This window comes from Aerosakkonema sp. BLCC-F183 (genome assembly GCF_041929145.1).
In the GTDB taxonomy this organism is placed as follows: Bacteria; Cyanobacteriota; Cyanobacteriia; order Cyanobacteriales; family Aerosakkonemataceae; genus Aerosakkonema.
The window spans coordinates 68,396-91,890 of sequence record NZ_JBHFNU010000066.1 but is presented as its reverse complement, the minus strand read 5'-3'; the positions used below and the strand labels follow the sequence as shown (position 1 = coordinate 91,890).

Below are 23,495 nucleotides of genomic sequence, written 5' to 3'. Positions count from 1 at the left end.
CTAATTTTGACTTTTGACTTTTGACTTTTGACTTTTGACTTTTAACTCCCCCACTCGCTCGATCGACGCTACATTAACTATTGAGCGTCTAGAAGCGATATCCACCAGATAGGCAAGTCTGAAGTAATTAACCATTTTTAACAGAGGCCGATATGCCAAGAACGCAACGCAACGATAATTTCATCGACAAAAGTTTTACCGTCATGGCAGATATAATTCTCAAAATTCTGCCTGCTAACAAAAAAGCAAAGGAAGCCTTCGTCTACTACCGGGATGGGATGTCCGCTCAAGGTGATGGTGAATATGCGGAAGCTTTGGACAACTACCACGAAGCGCTAAAGCTGGAAGAAGATCCATACGATCGCAGCTATATCCTCTACAATATCGGGCTGATTCATGCTAGCAACGGCGAACATGAAAAAGCTTTGGATTACTATCATCAAGCGATCGAACTCAATCCGCGCCATCCTTCAGCTTTCAACAATATTGCTGTGATTTACCACTACCAGGGAGAAAGGGCCAAGGAAGCCGGTCAATCCGATGAAGCTGAAGCTTTTTATGATAAGGCGGCGGAGTATTGGAAGCAGGCGATTCAGCTTGCGCCTAACAATTACATCGAAGCTCAAAACTGGCTGAAGACGACTGGGCGATCGCAAATCGATGTGTTCTTTTAATCATCGGTCATCGGTCATTGGTTTAGGACTTACGCAAAGAAACCGGGTTTCTCTGAACAATCTTTAGTTTGTCAACTAGATATCTAGAAATAAACCCGGTTTCTAGCCTCAGCACGGCAAACTAATAATTAATGACTCATTTCCCATTCCCCATTCCCTATTCCCCATTTTCAAAATTATGATTGACCGCGAACAAGTCCGCAAAGTTGCTCTTCTAGGCCGCTTACAATTAACGCCAGCCGAAGAAGAACAATTCACAACTCAATTGGGCAGTATTCTAGAATATTTTGAACAGTTGAGTGAGTTAGATGTGAGTAAAGTCAAGCCTACCACAAGAGCGATCGATGTTAGCAATATCACGCGAGCGGATGAATTGCGACCTTATCCAGATAGGGAAGCTATTCTCGATTGCTCTCCCGATCGAGATGGCGACTTTTTTAAAGTGCCGCAAATTCTAAGTTCAGACGAGTAGAAAATGTCCAAAAGGGTGATAAGTTTTTTGTTATTACCCTTTTGGGCAAATCGTCCATCAACTGATTGATTTTCGGCTCATCTAATGGTTTTCCTTGTAATATTTGCCAAACTTCATCCAAGGCTGTTCTCAATATGGATGGGTCGCCCCAAGCTTCTTCTCGATAAAAAACATCGTAGTTGGGAAGCAACCTCTCACAAATCGAAGCCGCAAACGCTACCCTATGAAGGGGAGGAAGTCCTTCTAGTTCTTTTTCTAAGGCTTCTAAATCGTCAAACTCTAACTTCATATAAAAATTGTTGGTTTTTTAGATAATTGTTAGCAAGTTAGCTACACCAGACTTTAGCTATATCTTTTATCGCATAGTATTAGGTTGAATAATTCTTATAATAAAATCGATTTTGTCTTCCAAATTATTCATTTGTTTTTTGACATCATCTATATCGGTTTGGAGTTTAGCTATTTTTTGTTCTGTGGATAGTGATAAATACTCAAGAGAGTCTACGCGGATATTTTTAGTTTCAGCAAGTTTATTGATATATTTATTGGTATATTCATCGATATATTCCTCGTTCAAACCAACCAAATCTTTAAACTTATTAAATAAAGGGCTAAACTTATTAAATAAAGGGCTGTTGTTCAGACCAACAAAAGCTCTAAGCCGATCGACTAAAGTTTTCTTTTGCTGGGTCATAAAAGGCTCCTTTAACAGGACGATTGTGTTTATGGAAATATGGAGCGGATTTTTGCAGGAAGATGGTGAGTTAGGGGTGTGCCTAACTCACCTACTGTTGATTAATTGTAAATGGTTGAGTTGCCCTGTAGCAAAACCTAACCTAGTCCTGGCCGCAAATTTGTTGCAGGGTGGTGGTAAAATCGGGATAGGAAATTGCCGCAGCTTCCGCACCGTTAACAGTAGTTGTACCGTCAGCGTTGAGAGCTGCGATCGCCAAACTCATCGCTATCCTATGATCGGTATGACTGTCAACATCAGTACCGGTTAAAGGCGTACCGCCAGTAATTTCCAAACCATCCGGTAATTCCGTTATTTTCGCACCCATCCTGTTGAGTTGGTTTGCCATTACAGCGATGCGATCGCTTTCTTTGACTCGCAATTCCGCCGCATCCCGAATTACTGTTGTACCTTCGGCAAATACTGCCGCTACCGCTAAAATGGGAATTTCATCTATCAAACGAGGTATGATTTCTCCGCTTATTTGACAAGCTTTTAACTTACTGTGGCGCACTCGCAAATCTGCCACCGGTTCCCCAGCGACAATCCGCTCATTTTCTAACTTTATATCAGCGCCCATCATACCGAGAGCTTCCAAAATGCCAGTGCGAGTGGGATTGACTCCTACGTTTTCAATCAGTAGCTCAGAATCTGGTACGATCGCACCAGCAACCAACCAAAAAGCCGCCGAACTGATATCCCCAGGTACGATCACAGATTGTCCTTGCAGTTTAGCAGGGCCGACGATTGTAGCGCTATTGGTTTGGGAGTCTACAATCACTTCAGCGCCAAAAGCCTTCAGCATCCGTTCCGAGTGGTCGCGAGACAGCGCCGGTTCAGTTACCGTCGTTTCTCCTTCTGTCATTAAACCAGCCAAGAGGATGCAGGATTTCACCTGTGCCGAAGCAATGGGAGAATTATAAGTAATCGGCTTTAACTGCTGTCCTTGAATTGCTAGAGGTGCCAGAGAATTGGCCTTCCGTCCCCAGATTGTAGCACCCATCTGCTGCAACGGTTTGACAACGCGGGACATCGGACGCGATCGCAGCGAACTATCCCCCGTCACCGTAAAAAACCGTCCGGGATGAGAAGCCAAAATTCCTAACATCAGCCTCATGGTAGTACCGGAATTTCCAGCATTCAAAATATCATTAGGTTCTAGCAGCTGACCGAGGCCAATACCCCGAACCCATACTAACTCAGTATTCAGCTCGGAAATTTCTGCCCCTAGTGCGCGGAAACATTCTGCGGTACTGCGCGGGTCTTCGCCTAAGAGCAATCCTTGGATTTGGGTTTCTCCTGTCGCTAAAGCACCCAGCATTAAAGCGCGGTGGGATATGGACTTATCCCCCGGAACTCGGATTGCGCTAGCGACATACAGCCCAGAGGTGGGTTTTTGGATGAGTAAAGACTGCCGATCTTCAGTAATTTTGTGCGTGACAACCGGAACTGGCATTGGGATAGACTGGTGGAAGACTGCGAAGTTAGATCCTACCCTTTCCCCTGCCTCGCTGGGTCATTTTTTTTGGAATTTTATCAGTTTAGCGATCGTATTTTATGCTGACGCATCATCGCAAGCCTGTTTGTCTATCCCTCGTTTCTACAGATCTGCCGATTTGGTCTGTGGTGGAAACTTCCGCTACTATATACCAAAAAGACCGCGATCGCTTCCATTTGCTTTTGAGCGAACCTCCTATTCACGAACAAGAAGCTGTTGATGATTCCCCGGTGGAGGGAACGATACCCGGTGTATCGCCTCGTCTGTTGTGGTTAGAAATTTCGCCTCGCCGCGTGATTATGACGATGCAAGGAAATGGTAAGCTGAGTTATCGTCATCTTTGGGAAAACGGCGTTTACGGTCTCAGCCGTTATTGGCTGCACACCCAATTATCCCAAGGACAAGGGCAGATACGCCTGCGTAACTTGACGACTGACTTGACTCTGGAAGGACGACCTTTACCTGAACATCTGCGTGTGGAATACGAATTGTGGTCTGAAAAAGTGCAATTGGGTCGCTATATTCTCAATTTAGAAATCCATCACTGAAGAATTAATAATTATTCTTTAAAAAGCTCTAGTGCCTTATCAAAGTTAGCTTCACCCGCTCTGCTTTGCAAAATTGAACGCGCTACTTCAATAAAAGCCAGGTCGGGTTTTTTGTCAGCTTTAATAATTTTGCTTGCGGGGTAGTAGCTGACATCATCTGAATCTGTTTCGCCAGTTGTGCCCGTACACAAACTGGGTTTGCCTTTATCCCATAACACCGCTTTACCTCGCAAAGTAAACTGAAACCAAATAATTTGATTATTTTGAATGTCAAAAAACATATCAAAATAAGACTCGTCGCCTTGATACCAAATTCGTTTTATGCTAGTATCTTTGGCGGATTTTAGTATTTTCTGATCGATTTGACGTAAGGAATTTGCCAGTGCTTGTATCTCATCTTTGTCCATAAGAGAATCCATTTGATAGCTAGGGGCGAGAAAGTCAAAAGTTAAAAAGAAGAGTGGAGTGGGGGAGTGGGGGAGTGGGGGAGCAGGGGAGTTGCAGAAAAACATTGAGGTTGAAAATGGGGTAGCAGACCCAGATTTGGTATTAATGTAAAAAATTTTAATCTAAGATACCTAACTCAGTAATACTAATATGTATTGCTTTTTTCAGGATATTAAAGACATATTGCCTATTTTAAGGAATCGCTAAGATGCTAATGATACCAACAATAAGCGCGGGAGAATAACGCGATCGACTCGTTTTGGCTCGGACATTTCCGGGGAGGCTGCTAATGGCTATTTGAATTGCCCATAAAGAAATTTAATTTGAAATCTGCAATTTGAAATTATTGTTGTGCAATTAGGCGTTAACAATTGGTGATATTTGTCCGGCTTCGACGGTGAGAATTTGAGAAGAATTTAACCAAGCTCGATCGAACGCGCTTAAGTGAGTCGTGGCGATCAAAGTTTGAAATCTTTCTTGAATGGTGTCCAACAGTTGATTTTGACGGTTAAGGTCTAGTTCCGCGAGGACATCATCAAGAAGCAAGAGGGGCGGTTCCCCAACAACTTCTTCGATTAATTTTAACTCTGCCAGCTTTAAGGCTAGCACCAAAGTGCGTTGTTGACCTTGGGAACCGTATTGACGAGCGGGTGTTTGGTTAATAAAAAACTCAATTTCGTCGCGGTGAGGGCCAACAAGTGTAGTACCTTGGTATTGTTCGGCGACGCTGCGCTGCTGAATCTTGTCGAAAAAAGCCTGCTGTACCCATTCTGAGTTATCTTGTTCCAGACCGATATTGGGCGCGTACTTAACTTCCAGCACCTCCAGACTACTGCTAATTGCTTGATGCCAAGTTTGTGCAATGGGAGCCAAACGCTGCAAAGCTCTCGCTCGACGCCTGGTGACGCGGGAACCCAGACTTACTAATTGTGCATCCCAGAGAGCTAATTCCGTATTTTGGGCGATCGGTTTCGCGTTTTCCGCCAGCAGCTTTAACAGAGCGTTGCGCTGACGGAGAATTTTATTGTACTGATGTAAGATGTGCGCGTAAAAAGGTTCGAGCTGAATTACCAGCGTATCCAGCCAACGGCGACGCGACTCCGGACTACCTCTTACCAGCTCCAAATCCAAACTAGAGAATTGTACCGCATTGAGCGTACCTAAAAATTCCATCTGACGCTTGAGAGATTCCCCTCTCTTGGCCACAGTACGGCGTCCGTTGCGGCGCAGAGTTAAACCCAAATCGACTGTGCCTGTTTCGCGTTCCAGGGTAGCAACAATTTTACCTTCTTCCGCTCCTTCGCGAACCAAATCGCGATCGCGCGTCACCCGATGACTCTTCAACGTCGAGAGCAACTCCACCGCTTCTAGCAAGTTGGATTTACCTTGTGCGTTATTACCCACCAAAATCGTTTTGGGGGCGCTAAACTCCACCGTTTGATTGAGGTAGTTGCGGAATTGATGCAGGTGAAGGGTTTGAAGGTACATCTGAGGGAAAGTCAAAAGTCAAAAGTCAAAAGGCAAAAGGCAAAAGACAAAAGACAAAAGTCAAAAGGCAAAAGTCAAAATAAGGAAAGGGGGTTGAGCGTCGGGAAGATGGGCCTTGAGCCCTGGGGCTCTGGGGCAAAATTAATTTTGTCCCTTTTTGTTTTTCCTGTTTTTTTTGACTTTTGACTTTTGACTTTTGACTTTTTTTAGACCCGACCTGCTGTTCGCCTGCGAATAAACAGCTTCTCCAACTCAATCCAAACAAACATCAGCATACTGAAGCCAAAGCAGATGGCGAGTTCCAATCCATCGAGGGTGTGAGTGCCAAAGAAAGCCCGCAGGGGTGGAACGTAAATCAGCATCAGCTGCAAGATAGTTGTGAGGATTACAGCACCCCAAACAAAGGGATTTGTCAAGGGGTTTAACTCGATCGTCAGTTGGGTGTTGGAGCGAATCGCGATCGCATGACCCATCTGTGCGAGGCAGAGAGTAGTAAACACCATTGTCTTCCAGCGATCGGGATTGCCGGACATATGGGCGTGCTGGTATGCCCACCACATCATTGCGATCGTCAAAATAGAAAATATCAAGCCAATGCGAACCATATAAGACCCCAATCCACGCGCAAAAATACTTTCGCGGGGACTGAACGGAGGACGTTTCATCACGTTGGGTTCTGCCGGTTCGACTGCCAAAGCGAGAGCGGGAACGCCATCGGTAACTAAATTCATCCACAGAATTTGTAATGGCGTTAAAGGTACATCTCCCAAACCGATAATCGGAGCGGCAGCAATAGTCAACACCTCACCGATGTTGGAACCGAGAATATATTTGATAAAGCGGCGGATATTGGTGTATACTACGCGACCTTCCTCTGTGGCGGCGACTATAGTGGCAAAGTTATCATCCAGCAATACCATATCGCTGGCTTCTTTGCTGACATCGGTACCGGTGATACCCATTGCGATGCCGATATCTGCCTGTTTGAGGGCGGGAGCATCGTTGACGCCATCACCGGTCATGGCGATAAATTGACCCCGACTTTGGAGAGCTTGTACGATGCGTAATTTGTGTTCTGGGGAGACGCGGGCGTAGATGTTCACCTGCTCTACCACCTGTTCGAGTTCTGGTTGGCTGAGCCTTTGCAATTCTTGACCGGTGAGGACGCGATCGCCTTGATTGGCGATACCCAAATCATAGGCGATCGCTTTGGCAGTCAGTTGGTGGTCGCCGGTAATCATCACCGTTCTAATGCTTGCCTGCTTACACTTGGCTACCGCTTCCCGCACTTCCGGACGCGGCGCATCGAGCATCCCCACTAACCCCAACCAGATGAGATCCTGTTCGATCGATTCATCCGGTTCTGCGGACAGTTGAGCGCCCAAAGGTTTGTAGGCAAAACCGAGGACGCGCAAACCTCGACCCGCCATTTGGTTATTGCGATCGAGAATCTCCCGGCGTTGGTTTTCCGTCAGTGGCACTTTGTCACACCCCACCTGGGATGAAGCGCAGCGTTCCAATATCAGTTCTGGGGAACCTTTTGTATAGATCGCCAACACAGAAGCGGAAGCCGGTTCCCCTGCTTCTGCTTCCCAATCTCCAGTTCCCGTTCCCTGACAAATCACGCTCATACGCTTGCGTTCGGAGGAAAAAGGAATTTCGGCTATGCGAGGCATTTGCGAACTTTGCGACTCTTTTTGGATACCGCCCTTACCTGCTAGAGTTAGCAGCGCCCCCTCTGTCGGGTCTCCTAAAATTATCCAGTTACCGCCAACACTACCGCGTGCGTTGTCGGCTTGACACTGCAATTCGGCGTCATTGCACAACACACAAGCAAGCAGGAGGGTTTGCAGTTCCGGATATCGATCGCTCGCTATGGGTCGATCGTCCAATTGAAACTCGCCTTTGGGGGTATAACCTTCACCCGTAACGCGGAATGTGACATCGCCGGTGGCAACTTCCTGCACCACCATTTTGTTTTGGGTAAGAGTACCGGTTTTATCCGAGCAAATCGTGGTCACCGAACCCAATGTTTCTACTGCGGGTAGTTTGCGAATCAGAGCGTTGCGGCGCACCATCCGCTGCGTTCCCAATGCCAAGGTTACGGTAATTACGGCTGGCAAACCTTCTGGAACTACAGCTACTGCCATACTCAGAGAAACTTCCACAAGTTCGATAAACCTGTTTAAGTTCCAGCCGCTTTGGATTAAGCCGATCGCTACTACAACAGCGACTAAAATTAAGGAGCCGCTTACCAAGACATTACCTAGCTGACCCATCCTTTGTTGCAGGGGGGTGGGTTCGCTCTCCACACCTTGCAGCATCGCGGCGATTTTGCCGAGTTCCGTCTGCATTCCGGTGTTGGTAACGATGACTTTGGCGCGTCCTTGCACGACTTCAGTGCCTTGAAAGACGAGGTTGATGCGATCGCCCAAAGATGTCTCTTCGTCGAGTTGCAATTGGGCTCTTTTGTTGACTGCCTCCGCTTCCCCAGTCAGCGCTGACTCGCGGATCTGGAGATTGGATTCTTCTATTAAACGTCCGTCTGCTGCCACCTGGACTCCGGCTTCCAGGAGCATGATATCTCCCGGTACAAGTTCCTTGCCGCTGACTTCAATGGTTCTGCGATCGCGAATAATTCGCACTTTGGGAGAAGAAAGGCGTTTGAGGGCGGCAAGTGCTTTTTCGGCGCGACTTTCTTGCAGGTAGCCCAAAACACCGTTGAGGATGACAATTGCCAAGATGGCGATCGTGTCTTTGAAGGGAACTTCACCGCCAGACCCTCCTGGCTGTTGCAGCTTGACTAAATCTACGATGCCGGATATCATTGCCACACCGATCAGCATCAACAGCATGATGTTGGTAAACTGATCCAGCAAGATCTGCCAAGCACTGCGACCGCCGGTTTCTTGCAGTTCGTTGGGGCCGTAAGTTTCCAAACGTTTTTTAACTTCGGCGTCAGTCAAACCGGAATTGCGATCGCTTTCCAGTCTGCGAAGCGTTTTCTCGGCATCCAAGGTGTGCCAAGCTACTTCCTTTTCTCCTGGGGAAGTGGTAGCCGGTGAAGAAGCGCCGCTAGGTGTTGCCCACAACACGCGCTCTTTTTTGCGATCGGATTTGAGCAAACCAATTACCCAACAAGCGCCACCCACCAGCAGACAGACATAAGGCAACCATCTTATTAGTTGAGCTGTAAATAAGTTAATTCCAATACCGCGCGGATCTGCAAGGTTGGTACTGCCCGTAATCAGAACGCACTGCTGGTTCGATCCAGCGCAAACTAGATAACCGGAGGCATAGGCTGCGGCTATCCCTATTAAAGAGATCGGTACTGCTGCTATCAGTAAATTTGTCTTTTTCACGTTTACCTCTCTACGAGCGAGAAACTGGGCAAGTGCTGCGGCTTAAAAATATTGTCACCCTTGGGGGGAGTGGGGGAGTGGGGGAGTGGGGGAGCGGGAGAGCAGGGGAGTCAAAATTCCTCTTCTTTCTTCTTCCCTCTTCCCTCTTACCTCTCCCTCTTACCTCTCCCTCTTCCCTCTTCCCCGACGCCCGACGCCCTTTTTTGACTTTTGACTTTTGACTTGCCAGTTGACGAATCTGTGGGACAGAGAGTTAGTAAGAGCAGTTGAGGTCACGGGAAATTCGAGAACGCCTACAAAAACTAATCATAAGGTTTTAGTTTGATGCGCGGATGGTACAAAAACGCTTATTCAGTTAAGCCAGGAATTTCTGATGACGTGGGCACGAAGACTGGCAAAGCTTGTGGTATGAGGCGGAATTTAGCCGGAGTGTAAGTGGTAAGCTCTCCATCGGTATTGATGGGACGAGGTTTAACCGTAATCACTTCAAACTCTTCTCCTTCCAGAGTGCGGACACCGAGCCATTGTGGGTGCTGTCCCAGGCCGACTGCTGGTAGCTGTAGCAGCAATTGCCACCAGTGCTGAATTTCCAGGCTGTATAGGTCTAGCCTTTGGTCGTCGATCTTAGCGTCATCGCGGACAACCATACCACCGCCGTAGTATCGTCCGTTGCCTACAGCAATTTGCACAGTTTTGACGCGAATTGTTTCGTTACCCTGACGGATATGCGCCCAGAAAGGTCGAGCTTGCCAAATCGCTTGGGAAGCAGTTGCCGCATAAGCGAGTTTTCCCCAACGTTGCTTTACTTCTTTAGTTAGCTGTTCGGTAATTTTCACGCTCAGTCCCAAACTGGCAACATTGAAGAAATGTTTGCCGTTTACCCAGCCTAAATCAATTCGCTGTATATGACCGTCGGCGATAATTTGGCAAGCTTCGGGTAGATTGGGAGAAATACCGAGAGTGCGAGCGAGGTCGTTAGCTGTTCCCAAAGGGAGGATACCCAAGGGCAGTTGCGTTTCGACGAGCGCATCGGCGGCGGCATTGAGGGTGCCATCGCCGCCACCGACGATCGCCAAATCGACGCGATCGCAGTATTTGTGAATCAGTTTGGGTAGATGCTTTGCCTGTTCGGTAGACTGCTCAAACAACTCGAAGCCTAACGCTTGCAATTGCTCGATCGCCTGGGAGAGGTTTTTTTGACCTCGCCGGGAGTGAAGGTTTACTAACAATAGGGCTCGCCGATTCATCTGGGATAGGGGATAGGGCGTCGGGGGGAGCGGGGGAGCGGGGGAGCGGGGGAGTGGGGGAGCGGGGGAGCGGGGGAGTGGGGGAGTGGGGGAGCGGGGGAGTGGGGGAGTGGGGGAGTGGGAGATTTCGGATTTCAGATTTATCAAAATCTTCCCTTTTAAATCTAAAATCTGAAATTCTCTTCCCTCTTCCCTCTTCCCTCTCCTTCTTCCCTAGCCCCTAGTCCCTAGTCCCTAGTCCCTTTTTTGACTTTTGACTTTTGACTTTTGACTTTGCCTAGCCCCTAACCCCTGAGAGATTAAGCTTATTATCTTTTATTTAAATACCGCAACCATCTGTAGTTATATTTGTGTTTCAGAATTGCCGGTGCTATCTATGACCTATTGCCTCCGCATTGCAGATATACCCAGCAGCGAGCGTCCGCGAGAGCGGTTAATGACTCATGGCCCCAAAAATCTTGCGACTGCCGAACTGATAGCGATTTTACTCGGTACGGGTCAGGGGCCGGGAAAACTTTCTGCGGTAGGCTTAGGACAATATATTTTGCAACAATTGAGTCAACACGGGCGCGATCCGCTGGCGGTGTTGCGGGATATCAGTGCTGCTGAGTTGATGGAAATTCCCGGAATTGGGCCAGCGAAAGCTACGACGATTTTAGCGGCGATCGAATTGGGAAAAAGAGCTTTTGCCTCGCGACCGCTCGATCGTACAGCCGTGGAAAGTCCCGCCGCTGCTGCGGCTGCTTTGAGTAACGACCTGATGTGGCAGCCACAGGAACGTTTTGCGATTTTGCTGCTGGATGTCAAAAATAGGTTGATGGGTACTCAAGTGATTACGATCGGCACAGCCACAGAAACATTAGCCCATCCGCGAGAAATTTTTCGGGAAGTCATTCGCCAAGGAGCTACGCGAGTCATAGTAGCGCACAATCATCCCAGCGGCAATGTCGATCCGAGTCAGGAAGATATTAATTTGACAAAGCAGCTATTACTAGGGGCACAGTTTTTAAGCATACCGCTGCTGGATCATTTGATTTTGGGCAATGGAGACCATTTAAGTTTGCGAGAAACAACTGGATTGTGGGATGAGTATCCCCAAGGTGATTGATATTGTTGACTGCCGGTTGTGGATTGGCGCTACCTGTGTTATATTAAAAGTTCTTGGGCGATTAGCACAGTGGTAGCGCATATCCTTCACACGGATAGGGTCACTGGTTCAAATCCAGTATCGCCCATTTGGAAAAGTTATATAGAGTAAGGATTACAGCGATTAACCGGAGATGACTATGCTCTGGTTTCCTATTTTTTTGGGTAAATATATTGCTTTTTGACTATGAACTGACTATGATGCGGTAAAGCACTTTTATTCATAGTCATAGTTAGAACAATGAACTCACAAAACAAGATTTCCAAAGGTTCTGTAGGTATTGAGTCATTCCAGGGACGTTTACGGCTACGGCTACCACGTCAAGTCTATGGCGGTAAGCAGAAGTACCTGACTCTAGGACTAGATGACACGAAGGAGAATCGCAAAATAGCTGAGGCTAAGGCAAAGCAGATTGAGTCAGATATCGTATATGAACGGTTTGACGCGACACTGGCTAAATACCGACCACAAAATCATCTAAGTTTGGTAGAGCCTGCAAAAGACAGTCTTAAGCAGCTAAAACTAAATGAGTTATGGGATATGTACGTTGAATACAAATCTAAATCTGTAGCTGTCAGCACACTCAAAAACACCTACAAGACAGTTTCTTCTCACATTCAGAAATTACCAACACAATCGATTAATGACGCATTAACCATCCGAAACTATTTGGTTAATAACCTGAAACCTGAAACAGCGAAAAAATACTTAACCAATATTTCTGCTTGTTGTGATTGGGCTGTTGAGTATTCTTACATCCCCAATAATCCATTTTTGGGCATGGCTCAAAAGATAAAGGCAAAACCCAAGGATATCGACGAAATCAAACCTTTTACTAAAGAAGAACGGGATGCAATAATACAAGCATTTGAAAATCACCATTATTACAAGCATTACGCTAGCTATGTAAAGTTCCTGTTTTTCACAGGATGTCGTACAGGTGAGGCTATTGGTTTGAAATGGAAACATATTTCAAAGGACTGTACAAAGATATTTTTTCAAGAATCATTTGTGCGGGGTGTACGAAAAGAAACTAAAACAGGTAAAACTCGTCTTTTTCCGTGCAATGCTTCCTTGCAAAATTTACTCAAATCGATTAAACCTGAAAATTGCGATCCTGAATCTTTAGTGTTTTCCAGTCCTGAAGGAAAAGAAATAGACGACCACAATTTTTTAAATCGTGCCTGGAAAGGTTATAAAAACAGACATGGTTCACAGGTTGATGGGATTGTCACCCAATTAGTAAAACAAGGCGTAGTGAGTGAGTACCGTTGCCAGTACAATACGCGCCATACCTTTATAACAATGGCGATAGAAGCAGGTGTTACTCCAGTTCAAGTAGCTAAATGGGTTGGGAATACACCAGAGATAATAATGAAACACTACGCAGGTACAACCCGACAAATACAAGTACCTGAGTTCTAGGATAAACATTTTATAATTTAAAAATAGACTATAGCTGCTTCTTCTCAAAAGATCAGTAATATAGTCACAAAAAAACCAGTGATAGCTCACTGGCTGATTGCACCTAGTCTAGCTTAAAGGTACCTATAGTAATATCTGGAACTTTCTATTTAATTGTCCGGCTTTGGGTTTCCTCCTCTGCTTTGGATGACTTATTACCGTTTTTCCCGATTAGGCATACACCAACAACTTTTACTAAAGCGTCTAATGGAACTCCTAAACTGACAGGGGAATAATTCTGACTAGGTAGGCCAATCGTAACACAACTAGCTAAACCAAGCAGAATAATACCGAGTCTGGGGTGCTTTTGTAGCAAACTGGTACTCCTTATAAATATGAGTAGTCATCTGAAAGCCCGGCTAGGTGCTTAAAGCAAATTGTCAAGGTACTTATTAGAGAATATCACCTAAGAGTTATTCTTCAAAATGTTTAAAAAGGAAAATAAATAACTAAACATACACAAAGTATTACTTAGATCGGTGATTAAAATCGTCTATTTAAGTGATTGCAATCACAATTTTTACGATTGTTTCAACTTTTAATTTTGGGATAATAACAATAAGCTGGAAAATAATTAATATAATATGGAATTTGCTAGATCGATATATCTTGGCGGTGAAGTTATTTATGCTAATGATAAAAGGTTGAATAACAACTCCTATAAAGAATGGGGGCTATATTGCCCTGAATGTGGTGAAGAAGTACATTTAAGGCATGGTTTAATTAGAGAATCTTATTTCGCTCATTTTAAGCAAATTACAGATACAGAATGCAATTTGAGAGTAAGTATAGATGGGAATAGCAAAGGAAAATGGACAGATTTAAAACTAGGTAGAGGTCAAAGAAGAGAACTATTCCAGGAACATTTTTTAAATATAATTGCAAGGAACGATTCTGTATTTTTTATAAAAATTCAGCAGGTTAAAGATATCATAAATACTGGGTCTTTAGTAGCTGTTACACAAGAAGTTAGACGCTATTTTATTAAAAATACAAATACAATAATAGAAGCATCTATTCAATGGTATAGAAGCAAGCATAACGAAACTAAATTTAAAGCGCTACAAGAAAAGATAATAGGAGAAGCTATAGAATATCTGTGCGTAGAATCAAGCTTAAATGTATTACAAGAAATAATTTATTATTGTGTTTATAGTTCGGAATGGATTTTTGAAGATGATGCTGTTAATAAGCTAATCCATAAACTATCGAAACTTATTGGTAATACTGATTGGACAAAAGAAATTTTTATCCTGCTTCAGGATAATTTATTACAACCAGAAGTTAAAAAAACCTTAATAGCTGAAAAAGCCTACTTGTCACCTGATTGGGAAGAACTACAAGAAATGATAGCTAATTATTCAACAGGACGGAATATTGTTATTTACTATGTAGGGAAAAGAGCAAATATTATTTATTCTGTTGGAAAAAAAGTAGATAAAACATTAAATACAATTACAATTACATCATCTTATACCATTGATACTGTAGCTACTAATTTAGATTGGATAAAAGTAACAGTTAGATTAATCAATAGTAAAAAATTTGGTGTTCATAAAGCAGGTATCGAACCTCTAGCCACATTTGTATTATCTAAAAAGATGGAAGTTAACGTCAAGTTTGAGGATAATTGTAATTTATCACTTGGGTTACTTGGTGATTTGACGCTTAATGGAACTACTAAGGTAAAAGTAGCCAAGTATGGTGATTTAGTCCTTGATTATATGAAACACTTAGATACTCTATTTGATAATCCGCTGGCTCTACTATTTAGTTACATTTTCGGCAAGTGTAAGCAAGCACAATCAGTCAATACATTGCATGATAATGGTTATGCAGAATATAAAGCAGATAAGTTTGTACCAATAAGTAAAGAAGATATTTTAATTTCAATGATACAAACTTATCAGATGCTAGCAGAATTGAACCACCCATCTGCACGCCATACCTACGGAAGTGCTATGGCAGCTTATAACAAATTGGCAGCATTACAAGCATCTACTGACTATCAATTGCCATCAATACTAGCAATTGATAATTCCAAAAAAACGCTAGAAAAAATAATTGATAATTGTAAAATAAAACCAGAGAAATTAGAAATAATAAACAAAGAATTAAACAGTAGTACAAAATTGATTCTAGATTTGCCAAAAAAAATCCAACAATTAGGATTTAGACCGACTGAAAAACTAATAAATAAACTAAAGCAAGAACAACAAAAACAACAAATGGCAACATCTCTATTAAACAAGAGAATCAGATTGTATAAGCGAATTATTATTTGTTCAATTAAACTACTAGACGGTTTAACTGATTACTTAGCAGCTTATAACCATGTACAATCCGCTGAACTACCTACCCGCGCTCAGTTAGGAAAGGTGGATTACAAGTTACTTACCTACAACATATTTATCTTTTCAATATGGAAGGATAAGCAGGCGTTAGCCAATCAATTATTACAAGACTGGTGGCAAGTATTTCAACGCCACTATATTAAAACACAACTTCACTACACTACAGCGGTTTCTAACTCCGTGTCGTACACTGGCAGTAATGAGTAAACTAATTTTTTACAACTGCTACCAGTATATTTAGTGTATGGGATTACAGCGAGAACCGCTGTATTACTGATTAGAGTTCTTTTCCCTAATTAATATAAAAAGTTGTATTATATATTAGTAATTTATAGCCATTTTAAATAAAAAATATTAATTGCTGTATTAGAGAAGAATTATCAATCTTTTTAGGCTATTTCGCATATCCTTCACACGGATAGGAACTACTTCAAATCCAGTATCGCCCATAGGATAATCATTTTTTAGCAACCTCGGCTGGATAATATTTATTCAGCCACGATCGAATCGAAGACTTCAAGATTGTTTTTTCCGTCTCTTTAATTCCGGCGGGGTCGAAGCGATCGCGGTAATGAAGCTCGACTATTGGTATTATATCATCAATTAAGTCCGATGCGGCTGACTCCTCTTTCATCCGTTTAATCCAGGATTTTAAAGACTCGGACGGGTGACGGGTTAATCCTAACTCATTTAAAGCTTTTTCGATTAAAGCAAATTCCGAATTCTTTGTAACAAAATCAGATTTAGTCTTTGCTTTCGGCAATATCCGTTTGGCAGATAAACGGCGCACACCTTTTTTATGACCAAATCTCCACATCAGAATAAATATCAACGGCAAAATCAGCCACCATCCATATTGTAAAGCCTGACTAGCGATGATATTTCCTAATTTGAAAGTCAACAGCGACCATAAATCAGATATAAATCCGAATTTAGAAGCACTTGCATCCTCAATACTTGTCCAATCCGCAGGCGTGGTATCTAAGACTTGCCATCTATTATTCAAATATACCATTGTCCAAGCATGAGCATGGCGACTTCGCACAATATATTGATTTTCCAAACTGCTAAATTCGCGAACGGAATAACCAACCGCATAACGCGCTGGGATACCTGCTGCACGCAACAAAAGTGTAGTTGCAGTCGCGAAATATTCGCAATGTCCGGCGCGACTTTTCAGTAAAAATGTTGATATTGGAGTCAAATTATTTTCTTTCCCCGTTAATTGGAGAGAATAAGTAAAGTTTTTCTGGAAAAACATATCGATGCGGTTTACTATTTCTGGCGGTGATTTACTTTGGATATCCAGTTGGCGAAGGATTTGGTTAAGTGCTGGCTTTTCTCTGTCGGGGATTTGCAAATCGTCTTCTGTTGGTGGGTTATCTAAAGAAAGATTATGATTAAAATGGATATGGTAAGTTATATGATTAACTTTTCCCGCTACTTTCACCGCGCCATACTTATTCTTCTCCATCCGACTGACTGGTAATTTGTCAATTTCAAATGTGCCATCTGGTAGAGTTAATAAACCTTGACCGCCACGCAGAGTAGTAGAAATAGTGATTGTAGAATGATTCGCGGGTTGATTTGCCAAACGCCAACTCGTACCATCTGTCTCAGGTTGTACGGGAGTAAAATTCGGTTTGGATGCTACCCACATGGAAGCTTTATACTTATTATAAGTTGCTTCCCTCAACAATCGGGGACGAGTTTGTTGATTTTCCGTAGCGACTCGGAACGCAATTTCATTGGATCGCTTCAATACGCCAATATCTCCCATATTCGTTTGTTTCTTCAACGAATTTGTCTCTAATTCGTTACCATTGCTGTACCATGTCGCCACCCGGTCTTCTAAGGTAAGATGGAGTTGATGCAATCCCAATTGTCCGATAAATCCAATACTTCCAGCAGTTAGAATGAAACAAAGCCAAAGCATCGGGGAAAATCGTTTAGACCGGACTGACCAAAGTGCGATCGCTAACAGTAGAAACATCCCAATATAAAAATAAATATCTCTAACGTTGGCGTTACTAGCTGCTAAAATACAAATACCGAAATAAAGATAATTAATATTAATGGTAAATCGTTTATTTTTGTTCGTTTCTTCTTCGTTGAATAACAAAAAAAGTGTCGTCACATCAATCTTCTCTTCCAGCGAGTAAGTTTGAGTAGCCAGCAATGGGAACGAGACAACCGGAAGCCACTGCAAAAGAGTATAGACGAAGTAAAAAGTGGGATTTTGAATGAGAAGATAAACAATTAGAAATATTAGAATAATCAGACATAAATTCGCTATCCGACGCACATCAGCTTTGGAGAAATCCCACCGCCAGGAAATGAAGCGAGAACCTTCGATAAGGATAGCCATTGGTATGGCAAAAATCCACATTCCCGTTTGCCAACCCCAAAAGATTAAACCTGCACCCAGCAGAAGCATTGGTGTTTTCATAATTGCATTAATTCCTCTTGGATTTTGCCTAAGTTTAAGATGCGGAAAGTTGCTATTCCATCTGGCATTGATTCGCGATCGAAGTTGTTTGTTTTACCTGGATATGTTAAAATTAAAACTAAACTATGAATACCCATCCCACTGAGATAATTAATTAACCTTTTTCGGTCATCATCCCAACAAAGGAAGATGCAGATACAGCCACTCAACAGCGAAACCCTCTCCATCACTATGGGAATAATCGAATCAAAAGATTTATCCGGACAAGCGACAACAGAAGCGAGGATTTCCAGCATTTTGTCAGTATGACTCAACCCTCTCCCAAAGGTAAAACAATAAGCCTCGTGTCCGACAAACATCAAATCTAATAAGGATTCTTGGGTTTGCACTTCACAGGCTAAAGAAGCGGCTATTGCTATTGCTTCTTCTAATATTTCACTATACTTAACGCTTTGAAATGTATCTAAAATCAGCGCATGGCGGACAAAAAATTCATCTTGTTCTTCTTTAACAATTGGTTTACCAACTTTCGCCCAACTTTTCCAGTGAATTTTTCGCAGAGAGTCTCCCGGACGATATTCTCGCAAAGACCGAAATTCTTCTGAATCTCCCACCGATGAAGCTAACGCGACACCACCAGATTGATATCTTCGCGAACCGGGAAGTTTAATCGGCGGTACGTTGTATAATTTGGGTAAAACTAATAAAGATTGCGGTAAATAATTGGTAACGCAAGCATTGAATAAACCAAAAACATCGGGTCGAATAACTGTCAAATCAGCAAACCGAATCAAGCCTCGGTATGCAGGTGCGATTTCATAGACGACTTCGGTTTTACGGTTGGGTGGAAGCGGAGGTAAATCTATTGCTTTTGCTGTTGCTACTCGTTTCCTCGCAATTAACCACACCCAGCGATAATATCCCACATATCTATCAAAAGCATTTCGTTTTTGTTCTTCAGGTTCCGGTGTTGCGATAAATTCTGGAAAAGTGGGACGGGGGTCGGCAAAACTTTCCAATAATTGCAGGTTGTTTTGGATTTTGTTGGTTTTGTTGTGAATGACAATGCGGTACTTGAGGTTGACGCCAACTGTTGCGAAGCGGGGGAGAATCCGAACGGCGCTAAAACGGAAGCTAAAAAAGCGACTGGAAACAATTGATATGATGAGGATTGATAAAAGGAAAGTAAATATCTGATAGGTTAAGTTTTGGTTGGTGTCTAAGCCAAGCATGGCTGAGATAATCAAACATAATAAAATTATTACTCCGCTGGTTGTCAATCGTCTGCGGCGCGATTGTTCGAGTGCGTAAGTGAAATGGAAAAGTCGATAGAGAAAACGTTTCATTGCTATTTGAATCTCTAAGTTAACGAGATTAGGTTGGGTTTCGTACCTCAACCCAACTAACAAACTAACCAACTGCGGCGCGATTGTTCGAGCGCATAAGTGAAATGAAAAAGTCGATAGAGAAAACGTTTCATTGTCATTTAAATCTCTAAGTTAACGAGAGTAGGTTGGGTTGAGGTACGAAACCCAACTAACCAAGCAATGTTGGGTTTCACTTACGTTCAACCCAACCTACACAGAAGAGATAATTGCTTTAAGATGACATGATTTGAGTCAGGAAAAATATCTGCAAGTCGATTAACCAATCGGGGAGAAAGATTATGGTCAAATAGTAATTTCATACCTGAATTAATATTCCTAATTGTACGAAAATCACTCTTTTCTTAGGGTTTAAATGATTAAACTTTTTACGCTCATCTTATCCTTTAAATCTAAGTTAACCAAGTTTTTAATTTTCCTCAAGTCGGAACGGGAACGGATTTCAAAATTTCTTCCACAACTCCGGCGGCGGTTTTGCCAGAGAAACGCGCTTGCGGTTCCATCACTAACCGATGTGCAATTACTGCTACCGCCAATTCTTGAATATGTTCTGGCGTGACAAATTCATAGCCATCGAACAAAGCTAATGCTTGGGCAATTTTCATTAAGGCGAGGGAACCTCTAGGACTTGCACCTAATTGTACGCTTTCTGCTGACCTAGTAGCATTGACAATATCGACAAGATATCGTTTTAATTCTTCACTAATCCTAACTTGTTTGACTTGCTGTTTTAATTTTATGATATCTTGGAGGTCAACGCAAGGTTGAATTGTATCGATCGGATGTTTTTGAATTTGATCTGAAAGTAGATTTACCTCGTCTTCCGGCGATATGTATCCTAAACTAAATTGCAGCGCAAATCTATCCATTTGGGCTTCTGGAAGCGGGTAAGTACCGCGAGATTCGACGGGATTCTGTGTAGCGATGACAAAAAATGGATCTTTAAGTTTTCGGACATTTCCATCAATGCTGACTTGAAATTCTGCCATTGCTTCTAATAGCGCTGATTGAGTGCGCGGTGATGCGCGATTGATTTCGTCAGCTAAGACAACATGAGCAAAAATCGGCCCTTCGTGGAAATGAAAAGTGCGATCGCTCGGATCTAGCATCGAAATTCCCAATATATCTGATGGTAACAGATCCGGTGTAAATTGAATGCGCTTGAAGCTGACATCGACGGAATAAGCTAATGCTTTGGCTAAAGTAGTTTTACCTGTGCCGGGATAATCTTCTAGGAGAACGTGACCGCCACTAGCAAAGGCTGACAACAGTTTTCTGATTGCTGTTGATTGCCCTTTCATCACCTTTTGAATATTGTGACAAATTTTTTCATAAATTTCTTTGCCAGATAAGGTATGATTTGAGTAGTTGCCATTATCCATTTTAGTTCGCGATCGCAATATTTTTGGCGAATTAGACGATGTGGTTGTGGTTGCTTACTGTAAATGAGATAAGGTTATTATAAGGCTGATTTAATCCTTCCGGAAGTCTGATGTAGCAAAACTTTGAATAATGCCCAGTATCGGGGCGATCGCACCAATAGAGTTCTCCTCCAAAAGAACCTCAAAGGCAGGCAGGATGCCTACCCCAGAAGAATTTTTGGAGATGTCTAATAAAACAGGGTAATTGTGCGTTGTTGTGAATGGCGATCGATCTGCAAGCGCGATCGCAATAGATCTCTCCTCCAAAAGAATCTCAAAGGGCAGGCAGGATGCCTACCCCACAATAATTTTTGGAAATGTCTAATACACAAAGTAATGCAAACAGACATAATATAAGTGCTAAACGATACTTTCGATCGCGATGGGGGGTTAGACCCCTCAGTGCGATCGCAAGACGATCGGACAACACCCTTCGACTCTCAGTCTGGATTTGACGGCGTTTGAGGTGATTGAATAATAGTATGTTCGGGAAAATGTAATAAGAATTGTATTGCTTTGACGACTAAAGCCACTTTAAGTTCATATACTAATTTCTGTATTCCATCGTTTGCAGATAAAACGAGGAGGCCCAAAATGGCTCACACTTATGAGGTATTGGTCGATATCAGAGAATCCTCTGCACCAAGCACCAATGCCTTTCGCTGCGGAACAACAAGGTACGAAATCGATGCAGAATCTAAAGCTTTAGCTGATAATATGGCACTAGCCCAAGCTAAAAGCGAGCATCCACAAGGTTGTGAATACGACGTCCGCGTGACCAGGTTACTAAAATAAAGGCAACACCGAATCTAACCTTAAAAATCGTTTCCGACGCGATCCACACCCTCAGTTTTGTTAAGTACTATTAATAATTCTGAATAACTGTAAGCTCAGCTATTTTGGCTGCGCGTCTGATGAATTGTGGCAATTCATAGTCGGAAACGATGCGATCGATTGCTCATCACCTCTGCACGATCGGCGATCGTTTTTATTCTGTTCGCTGCGCTGCTATTTTACCAGCACAGGAAGAATTGCGTGAATCTTTAGCATTTACCCCACACTCAGCAATTCATTGAGTTTGTTTTTCAAATCTGACGATACCATTAGCGGTTGATAAACTTCACCCTGGTATGGTTGCCAAACATATCCCGAACTGAACGATCGAAATGTTGGAGGCGATCCAATTTCCTGCCAAATTGTTTCAGCTAAAACTAACCCCGGAAAAGATTGGAGGGAAGTTTCTTCAATCAGTTCGCTATAAGTTCTAAATTCGTCTACTTCTAAACCAACTAAAGCATAGCGAAAGTTGGGAGCAAACCGTAAATGTTGATAGAGCAGAATACCAATTTCTGTCATAATATAAGCTGTTTCTGGTGTGTCTATTCCCACTTCACTTATGCCGCTGGGAGAAACTCGACACCACCAATTATCTTCGATATCCTGAAAAATTCCGGTGTGACATTGGGATTGGTTCTTATTTGAAAGAATCCAAGAAACTCGATCGAAATAGCGAGAAAACTGCTCGGCAGCAGTCTGTTCTGTACCACACTCAGCCGACAAACTAAATATCCATGACATTGCTGTTCTCCTTTTGATTTGATTAGGTTACTTTGCGATCGCATTTATCGTACTAAGTTTTGCATAGTTGGGATGGCGTTACGGGAGTGCGATCGCAAGTCTTAGCATTTAGCCCACATTGCTATTCTGTTGGCTGCATAGTGTTATTAGACTGCTGGGGCTGTGCAACTTGGATTAGCATTCTCAAGGCATCATTGACTGCCATATCATTAGGGAAAGCTCTGGCAACATCGGGATCTAAAAGTACTAAGTTAGTTCCTGTACGATATCGCTCAATATATTTTCCTCTCACGCCTCCCTGCATCTGAGAAAAATCATATTCTGAACGTAATTCATCTTCCATTTCGTTCTCAATTTCCTTGTTCATAGAATCTCCTCTCCTGGCGAGTAACTTGGCGGGCGCTAATAATTCTTACTTTTTCTACTCGATCGGTATGTACACAACTATATAATGGAGAGATGTACCTGACCTACCGAAGCGATAAATGGTTTCACCGGAATTACTTACTACTATACAAGGGCTTACCCGTGCAGATAAGCTCTACATTATGCAGGTTTTGATCTCTGAACTAGCCCAGCAAGAAACAGACTTAATCAAACCTGACCAATCTTATCCTGTTTGGTCGCCTTACGATGCGTTTGAAGCAGCAAATACTATGCTCAAAGTGCTGCAAGATAGCAAAATAGAAGACAATGAGTAACCCTGAAAGATATCCTTTTATCTGTGCTGACACTTCACTGGGCGAAGCTGGCTTTCGTCCATATTTACCTATTACTTTGGTCTATCAACAACGTTCTGTTAAAATATTAGGTTTGCTAGACACAGGAGCAACAGTTAATGTACTGCCTTATCAAATAGGTGTCGATCTGGGATATGATTGGGAGCGACAAACAACTGCTTTAAATCTGACAGGAAACTTAGCTCAGTATGAGGCGCGTGTAGTGATTCTTCGAGTAGCGATCGGACAATTTGAACCCGTACAACAGGTGTTTGCCTGGACTCAAGCTACTACAGTACCGTTAATTCTAGGGCAAGTCAACTTTTTTATGGAGTTTAACGTTTGTTTTTACCGATCGCAGTTATATTTTGAAGTCAGTCCAAAAGCAAAAACTTCCAATAAATGATGCGATCGTCTTTATTATACTAAGTTTTGTAGAGTTAGGATGGCGTTACGGGAGTGCGATCGCAGGCGAATCGATATCTTAGTGACACTTTTGAGCGAAAGCA

24 protein-coding genes and 1 tRNA gene are annotated in these 23,495 nt (G+C 42.9%); 11 read left to right on the top strand and 14 right to left on the bottom strand.

Translation table 11 applies throughout. The annotated features are described in order from the left end of the window. The first annotated feature begins 152 nt into the window (after positions 1 to 152). Complete coding sequence (locus ACE1CD_RS19890) at positions 153 to 674, top strand: photosystem I assembly protein Ycf3 (protein ID WP_374793821.1); 522 nt, start codon at positions 153 to 155, stop codon at positions 672 to 674. Positions 675 to 852: 178 nt separating this feature from the next. Continuing rightward, complete coding sequence (gene gatC / locus ACE1CD_RS19885) at positions 853 to 1,146, top strand: Asp-tRNA(Asn)/Glu-tRNA(Gln) amidotransferase subunit GatC (protein WP_374793820.1); 294 nt, start codon at positions 853 to 855, stop codon at positions 1,144 to 1,146. On the opposite strand, the gene ACE1CD_RS19880 is transcribed toward gatC, so the two are convergent. From ACE1CD_RS19880 to aroA, 3 genes are all read right to left on the bottom strand, one after another. Next, entirely contained in the window at positions 1,112 to 1,435 is a 324-nt protein-coding gene (locus ACE1CD_RS19880) for a DUF416 family protein (RefSeq protein WP_374793819.1), read from the bottom strand. The genes gatC and ACE1CD_RS19880 overlap by 35 nt on opposite strands. Positions 1,436 to 1,501: 66 nt before the next feature. Beyond that, on the bottom strand, positions 1,502 to 1,840 hold the full coding sequence (locus tag ACE1CD_RS19875) for a hypothetical protein (RefSeq protein WP_374826071.1): 339 nt from the start codon (positions 1,838 to 1,840) through the stop codon (positions 1,502 to 1,504). A gap of 142 nt (positions 1,841 to 1,982) precedes the next feature. Further along, positions 1,983 to 3,335 carry a 3-phosphoshikimate 1-carboxyvinyltransferase gene (aroA, locus tag ACE1CD_RS19870; RefSeq protein WP_374826070.1) on the bottom strand — a complete coding sequence of 451 codons (1,353 nt, stop codon included), beginning with the start codon at positions 3,333 to 3,335 and terminating at the stop codon, positions 1,983 to 1,985. A gap of 101 nt (positions 3,336 to 3,436) precedes the next feature. On the opposite strand from aroA, the gene ACE1CD_RS19865 reads away from it, so the two are divergent. Beyond that, a complete protein-coding gene (locus ACE1CD_RS19865; RefSeq protein WP_374793816.1) occupies positions 3,437 to 3,925 on the top strand; it encodes a hypothetical protein in 489 nt (162 codons plus the stop codon). Positions 3,926 to 3,936: 11 nt separating this feature from the next. Here ACE1CD_RS19865 and ACE1CD_RS19860 read toward each other — a convergent pair whose 3' ends face one another. The 4 genes from ACE1CD_RS19860 to ACE1CD_RS19845 all read right to left on the bottom strand — a co-directional run bounded on the left by ACE1CD_RS19860 (position 3,937) and on the right by ACE1CD_RS19845 (position 10,469). Further along, entirely contained in the window at positions 3,937 to 4,332 is a 396-nt protein-coding gene (locus ACE1CD_RS19860; protein ID WP_374793815.1) for a hypothetical protein, read from the bottom strand. Between the two features lie 397 nt (positions 4,333 to 4,729). Then, positions 4,730 to 5,860, bottom strand: a complete 1,131-nt coding sequence (gene recF, locus ACE1CD_RS19855) for a DNA replication/repair protein RecF (protein ID WP_374793878.1) — start codon at positions 5,858 to 5,860, stop codon at positions 4,730 to 4,732. A 206-nt stretch (positions 5,861 to 6,066) separates the two neighbouring features. Next, positions 6,067 to 8,877, bottom strand: a complete 2,811-nt coding sequence (locus tag ACE1CD_RS19850) for a cation-translocating P-type ATPase (protein ID WP_374793877.1) — start codon at positions 8,875 to 8,877, stop codon at positions 6,067 to 6,069. 692 nt (positions 8,878 to 9,569) lie between these two features. Continuing rightward, on the bottom strand, positions 9,570 to 10,469 hold the full coding sequence (locus tag ACE1CD_RS19845; RefSeq protein WP_374793814.1) for a lipid kinase: 900 nt from the start codon (positions 10,467 to 10,469) through the stop codon (positions 9,570 to 9,572). Positions 10,470 to 10,845: 376 nt separating this feature from the next. Here ACE1CD_RS19845 and radC point away from each other — a divergent pair, with 376 nt between their 5' ends. The 4 genes from radC to ACE1CD_RS19825 all read left to right on the top strand — a co-directional run bounded on the left by radC (position 10,846) and on the right by ACE1CD_RS19825 (position 15,641). Continuing rightward, positions 10,846 to 11,577 (top strand): DNA repair protein RadC, encoded by a 732-nt coding sequence (gene radC / locus ACE1CD_RS19840; RefSeq protein ID WP_374793813.1) that lies wholly within the window; start codon positions 10,846 to 10,848, stop codon positions 11,575 to 11,577. A gap of 55 nt (positions 11,578 to 11,632) precedes the next feature. Continuing rightward, positions 11,633 to 11,704 (top strand) — tRNA-Val (locus ACE1CD_RS19835). Between the two features lie 152 nt (positions 11,705 to 11,856). After that, on the top strand, positions 11,857 to 13,041 hold the full coding sequence (locus tag ACE1CD_RS19830) for a tyrosine-type recombinase/integrase (RefSeq protein ID WP_374793812.1): 1,185 nt from the start codon (positions 11,857 to 11,859) through the stop codon (positions 13,039 to 13,041). A gap of 623 nt (positions 13,042 to 13,664) precedes the next feature. After that, positions 13,665 to 15,641: a competence protein CoiA family protein gene (locus tag ACE1CD_RS19825; protein ID WP_374793811.1), complete on the top strand. Its 1,977-nt coding sequence runs from the start codon at positions 13,665 to 13,667 to the stop codon at positions 15,639 to 15,641. A 250-nt stretch (positions 15,642 to 15,891) separates the two neighbouring features. Here ACE1CD_RS19825 and ACE1CD_RS19820 read toward each other — a convergent pair whose 3' ends face one another. From ACE1CD_RS19820 to ACE1CD_RS19800, 5 genes are all read right to left on the bottom strand, one after another. Then, positions 15,892 to 17,883, bottom strand: coding sequence for a transglutaminase family protein (locus ACE1CD_RS19820; RefSeq protein WP_374826069.1), 1,992 nt, complete (start codon positions 17,881 to 17,883; stop codon positions 15,892 to 15,894). Then, entirely contained in the window at positions 17,880 to 19,229 is a 1,350-nt protein-coding gene (locus ACE1CD_RS19815) for a DUF58 domain-containing protein (protein WP_374826068.1), read from the bottom strand. The genes ACE1CD_RS19820 and ACE1CD_RS19815 overlap by 4 nt, the downstream gene beginning before the upstream one ends. Before the next feature lie 221 nt (positions 19,230 to 19,450). Next, positions 19,451 to 19,570 carry a DUF5615 family PIN-like protein gene (locus ACE1CD_RS19810; RefSeq protein WP_374826067.1) on the bottom strand — a complete coding sequence of 40 codons (120 nt, stop codon included), beginning with the start codon at positions 19,568 to 19,570 and terminating at the stop codon, positions 19,451 to 19,453. Positions 19,571 to 19,687: 117 nt separating this feature from the next. After that, on the bottom strand, positions 19,688 to 20,650 hold the full coding sequence (locus ACE1CD_RS19805; protein WP_374793808.1) for an AAA family ATPase: 963 nt from the start codon (positions 20,648 to 20,650) through the stop codon (positions 19,688 to 19,690). Between the two features lie 90 nt (positions 20,651 to 20,740). Next, complete coding sequence (locus ACE1CD_RS19800; RefSeq protein ID WP_374826066.1) at positions 20,741 to 20,956, bottom strand: hypothetical protein; 216 nt, start codon at positions 20,954 to 20,956, stop codon at positions 20,741 to 20,743. A 327-nt stretch (positions 20,957 to 21,283) separates the two neighbouring features. Here ACE1CD_RS19800 and ACE1CD_RS19795 point away from each other — a divergent pair, with 327 nt between their 5' ends. Together ACE1CD_RS19795 and ACE1CD_RS19790 are read left to right on the top strand one after the other, a co-directional pair. Continuing rightward, positions 21,284 to 21,484: a hypothetical protein gene (locus tag ACE1CD_RS19795; RefSeq protein ID WP_190462818.1), complete on the top strand. Its 201-nt coding sequence runs from the start codon at positions 21,284 to 21,286 to the stop codon at positions 21,482 to 21,484. Between the two features lie 149 nt (positions 21,485 to 21,633). Next, complete coding sequence (locus ACE1CD_RS19790) at positions 21,634 to 21,765, top strand: hypothetical protein (protein ID WP_374826065.1); 132 nt, start codon at positions 21,634 to 21,636, stop codon at positions 21,763 to 21,765. Here ACE1CD_RS19790 and ACE1CD_RS19785 read toward each other — a convergent pair. Together ACE1CD_RS19785 and ACE1CD_RS19780 are read right to left on the bottom strand one after the other, a co-directional pair. Then, positions 21,740 to 22,267 (bottom strand): hypothetical protein, encoded by a 528-nt coding sequence (locus ACE1CD_RS19785; protein ID WP_374826064.1) that lies wholly within the window; start codon positions 22,265 to 22,267, stop codon positions 21,740 to 21,742. The genes ACE1CD_RS19790 and ACE1CD_RS19785 overlap by 26 nt on opposite strands. Before the next feature lie 121 nt (positions 22,268 to 22,388). Beyond that, a complete protein-coding gene (locus ACE1CD_RS19780; RefSeq protein WP_374826063.1) occupies positions 22,389 to 22,634 on the bottom strand; it encodes a hypothetical protein in 246 nt (81 codons plus the stop codon). Between the two features lie 118 nt (positions 22,635 to 22,752). Here ACE1CD_RS19780 and ACE1CD_RS19775 point away from each other — a divergent pair, with 118 nt between their 5' ends. Further along, positions 22,753 to 22,968: a hypothetical protein gene (locus ACE1CD_RS19775; protein ID WP_374826062.1), complete on the top strand. Its 216-nt coding sequence runs from the start codon at positions 22,753 to 22,755 to the stop codon at positions 22,966 to 22,968. Next, positions 22,961 to 23,392: an aspartyl protease family protein gene (locus ACE1CD_RS19770; protein WP_374826061.1), complete on the top strand. Its 432-nt coding sequence runs from the start codon at positions 22,961 to 22,963 to the stop codon at positions 23,390 to 23,392. Before ACE1CD_RS19775 ends, ACE1CD_RS19770 begins: the two co-directional genes overlap by 8 nt. Positions 23,393 to 23,495 lie beyond the last annotated feature (103 nt).

Excerpts from the sequence above, each read along its gene's own strand:
- ACE1CD_RS19890 (WP_374793821.1), top strand. The coding sequence starts at position 153 with ATGCCAAGAACGCAACGCAACGATAATTTCATCGACAAAAGTTTTACC.
- gatC (WP_374793820.1), top strand. The coding sequence starts at position 853 with ATGATTGACCGCGAACAAGTCCGCAAAGTTGCTCTTCTAGGCCGCTTA.
- ACE1CD_RS19880 (WP_374793819.1), bottom strand. The coding sequence starts at position 1,435 with ATGAAGTTAGAGTTTGACGATTTAGAAGCCTTAGAAAAAGAACTAGAA.
- ACE1CD_RS19875 (WP_374826071.1), bottom strand. The coding sequence starts at position 1,840 with ATGACCCAGCAAAAGAAAACTTTAGTCGATCGGCTTAGAGCTTTTGTT.
- aroA (WP_374826070.1), bottom strand. The coding sequence starts at position 3,335 with ATGCCAGTTCCGGTTGTCACGCACAAAATTACTGAAGATCGGCAGTCT.
- ACE1CD_RS19865 (WP_374793816.1), top strand. The coding sequence starts at position 3,437 with ATGCTGACGCATCATCGCAAGCCTGTTTGTCTATCCCTCGTTTCTACA.
- ACE1CD_RS19860 (WP_374793815.1), bottom strand. The coding sequence starts at position 4,332 with ATGGACAAAGATGAGATACAAGCACTGGCAAATTCCTTACGTCAAATC.
- recF (WP_374793878.1), bottom strand. The coding sequence starts at position 5,860 with ATGTACCTTCAAACCCTTCACCTGCATCAATTCCGCAACTACCTCAAT.
- ACE1CD_RS19845 (WP_374793814.1), bottom strand. The coding sequence starts at position 10,469 with ATGAATCGGCGAGCCCTATTGTTAGTAAACCTTCACTCCCGGCGAGGT.
- radC (WP_374793813.1), top strand. The coding sequence starts at position 10,846 with ATGACCTATTGCCTCCGCATTGCAGATATACCCAGCAGCGAGCGTCCG.
- ACE1CD_RS19830 (WP_374793812.1), top strand. The coding sequence starts at position 11,857 with ATGAACTCACAAAACAAGATTTCCAAAGGTTCTGTAGGTATTGAGTCA.
- ACE1CD_RS19825 (WP_374793811.1), top strand. The coding sequence starts at position 13,665 with ATGGAATTTGCTAGATCGATATATCTTGGCGGTGAAGTTATTTATGCT.
- ACE1CD_RS19820 (WP_374826069.1), bottom strand. The coding sequence starts at position 17,883 with ATGAAAACACCAATGCTTCTGCTGGGTGCAGGTTTAATCTTTTGGGGT.
- ACE1CD_RS19815 (WP_374826068.1), bottom strand. The coding sequence starts at position 19,229 with ATGAAACGTTTTCTCTATCGACTTTTCCATTTCACTTACGCACTCGAA.
- ACE1CD_RS19810 (WP_374826067.1), bottom strand. The coding sequence starts at position 19,570 with ATGAAATTACTATTTGACCATAATCTTTCTCCCCGATTGGTTAATCGA.
- ACE1CD_RS19805 (WP_374793808.1), bottom strand. The coding sequence starts at position 20,650 with ATGGATAATGGCAACTACTCAAATCATACCTTATCTGGCAAAGAAATT.
- ACE1CD_RS19795 (WP_190462818.1), top strand. The coding sequence starts at position 21,284 with ATGGCTCACACTTATGAGGTATTGGTCGATATCAGAGAATCCTCTGCA.
- ACE1CD_RS19790 (WP_374826065.1), top strand. The coding sequence starts at position 21,634 with ATGCGATCGATTGCTCATCACCTCTGCACGATCGGCGATCGTTTTTAT.
- ACE1CD_RS19785 (WP_374826064.1), bottom strand. The coding sequence starts at position 22,267 with ATGTCATGGATATTTAGTTTGTCGGCTGAGTGTGGTACAGAACAGACT.
- ACE1CD_RS19780 (WP_374826063.1), bottom strand. The coding sequence starts at position 22,634 with ATGAACAAGGAAATTGAGAACGAAATGGAAGATGAATTACGTTCAGAA.
- ACE1CD_RS19775 (WP_374826062.1), top strand. The coding sequence starts at position 22,753 with ATGGTTTCACCGGAATTACTTACTACTATACAAGGGCTTACCCGTGCA.
- ACE1CD_RS19770 (WP_374826061.1), top strand. The coding sequence starts at position 22,961 with ATGAGTAACCCTGAAAGATATCCTTTTATCTGTGCTGACACTTCACTG.